This is a genomic window from Butyrivibrio sp. (assembly GCF_017940685.1).
Lineage (GTDB): Bacteria > Bacillota > Clostridia > Lachnospirales > Lachnospiraceae > Butyrivibrio.
Window position 1 is genome coordinate 1 of record NZ_JAGAYD010000101.1, and the last position, 1,924, is coordinate 1,924.

Sequence of the window (1,924 nt, forward strand, 5' to 3'; positions counted from 1 at the left end):
ATTCCCAAAGGTAAGCCAATGGGATAGAGGCATAGTGGACATGCCCTGTTCTGCAGGATGCATAGAGCATCCTACAGGTTCATGCCGCCATGCGGCATAACAGAAACCCTTTCCGACGTGGAGTCGGTGAGGGTAGTTCATTTTTGGAAGTAAGTGTATACTAGAGGAAAAGTTCTGCTTCCGCAAAAGAAATATGGGCGGAAGAATTGTTGGGAGGCTAAATGGCAACAAAGATAAAATCAGTTTTTTTCTGTCAGGAGTGCGGATATGAGTCATCAAAGTGGATGGGGCAGTGCCCGGGCTGCAGGCAGTGGAATACATTTGTGGAGGAGACAGTAAAGCCCAAGGCTGCGGCTGCAAAGGGCGTTGGCGCAGTTACCTCTGGCGGAGAAGCTCAGAGTCCCAAGAACCTTTCCGAGATCGTCTTAAACGATGAGGAGAGATACGATACCCACATTGGTGAGCTTAACAGAGTGCTGGGCGGCGGCCTTGTTAAAGGCTCTCTTATTTTAGTGGGCGGCGATCCAGGTATAGGCAAATCCACAATTCTTTTGCAGGTTGCAGGAAATATTTCAGGGGACAAAAGAGATGTTCTATACATTTCAGGTGAGGAATCCCTTCAGCAGATCAAGCTACGGGCTAACAGGATCGGCGGCTTTAACGAACAGCTAAAGTTCATGTGCGAGACCAATCTTTCAAATATTGAGGAGACAATTTCAAGATTTAAACCTCAGGTTGTCATAATGGATTCTATTCAGACCATGTACAATGAGTCTGTTTCTTCAGCGCCAGGAAGTGTTTCCCAGGTAAGGGAATCAACGTCGGTGCTGCTTCGCATTGCAAAGAGCATGAATATTTCCATATTTATCGTGGGACATGTGACTAAGGAAGGCCAGGTGGCTGGCCCCAGAGTTCTTGAGCACATGGTAGATACTGTTCTTTATTTTGAGGGAGACAGGCATGCCTCCTACAGGATACTAAGGGCTGTTAAGAACAGGTTTGGCTCAACTAACGAGATTGGAGTGTTTGAGATGCAGGAAAAGGGCCTTGTGGAGGTTACCAACCCTTCAGAGTTTATGCTGGACGGAAGGCCTGAAGGCGCCAGCGGATCTATCGTTACCTGCTCAGTTGAGGGAACAAGGCCTATTCTTATTGAAGTTCAGGCCCTGGTCACAAGAACAAACTTTGGATTCCCAAGGCGTCAGGCAAATGGAACAGATTATAACAGAGTAAATCTCCTTATGGCTGTTCTTGAAAAGAGAATCGGGCTTCAAATGAGTGATTTCGACGCCTACGTAAATCTGGCAGGAGGCATGAAGGTTGCTGAGCCATCCCTTGATCTTGGAATTTGTCTTGCTCTTGTCTCCAGCTTTAAAAACAAGCCAATAAGTGATGATGTGATAGCTTTTGGGGAAGTGGGACTGTCCGGAGAAGTAAGAAGCGTAAGTATGGGCGAATCCAGAGTTTCTGAAGCTAAAAAGCTTGGCTTTAAGACCTGTATCGTTCCCAAGGCTCTTGAGAGCAAGCTAAAAAAGACTTTCAAAGACATCGAGATCATCGGAGTCAGCTCTGTAGCTGATGCCATGAAAATTCTGTGAAATGACAAATTTATAACCAAATATGATTGTGATTATGATTGGTTTTTTGGTATGATGGACTAGTGTGTTAAAGTGCAGGTTATTTGAGGGAATATGATGGTCAGTGTAAAAAGAGCTATAGCGCTCCTTTTGATGACAATTTTAATAATGACGAATGCAACCATCGCCTATGCTGGGGAAGCGGATGGAACTGACATCCAGGTAGAGTCCAGGGAAGGCAAAGAGGAAACTCTTGAAAAGAAGAAAGAAGAGGAACCTGTTGCTGAAACAAATCAGGTAAATGATGGTACTGTTACTACAGACGAGGCTACAACGGGGGATACATC

At 45.4% G+C, this 1,924-nt stretch carries 2 protein-coding genes; both read left to right on the forward strand.

The window, feature by feature from the left end; all coding sequences use genetic code 11:
* The first annotated feature begins 221 nt into the window (after window positions 1–221).
* The gene (gene radA / locus J6I68_RS06320; protein ID WP_292218630.1) at window positions 222–1,598 is read left to right on the forward strand and encodes a DNA repair protein RadA; all 1,377 of its coding nucleotides are present in this window, start codon (window positions 222–224) and stop codon (window positions 1,596–1,598) included.
* Window positions 1,599–1,691: 93 nt separating this feature from the next.
* Window positions 1,692–1,924: hypothetical protein (locus J6I68_RS06325; RefSeq protein ID WP_292218632.1), on the forward strand; the 233-nt coding region annotated here is incomplete at its 3' end.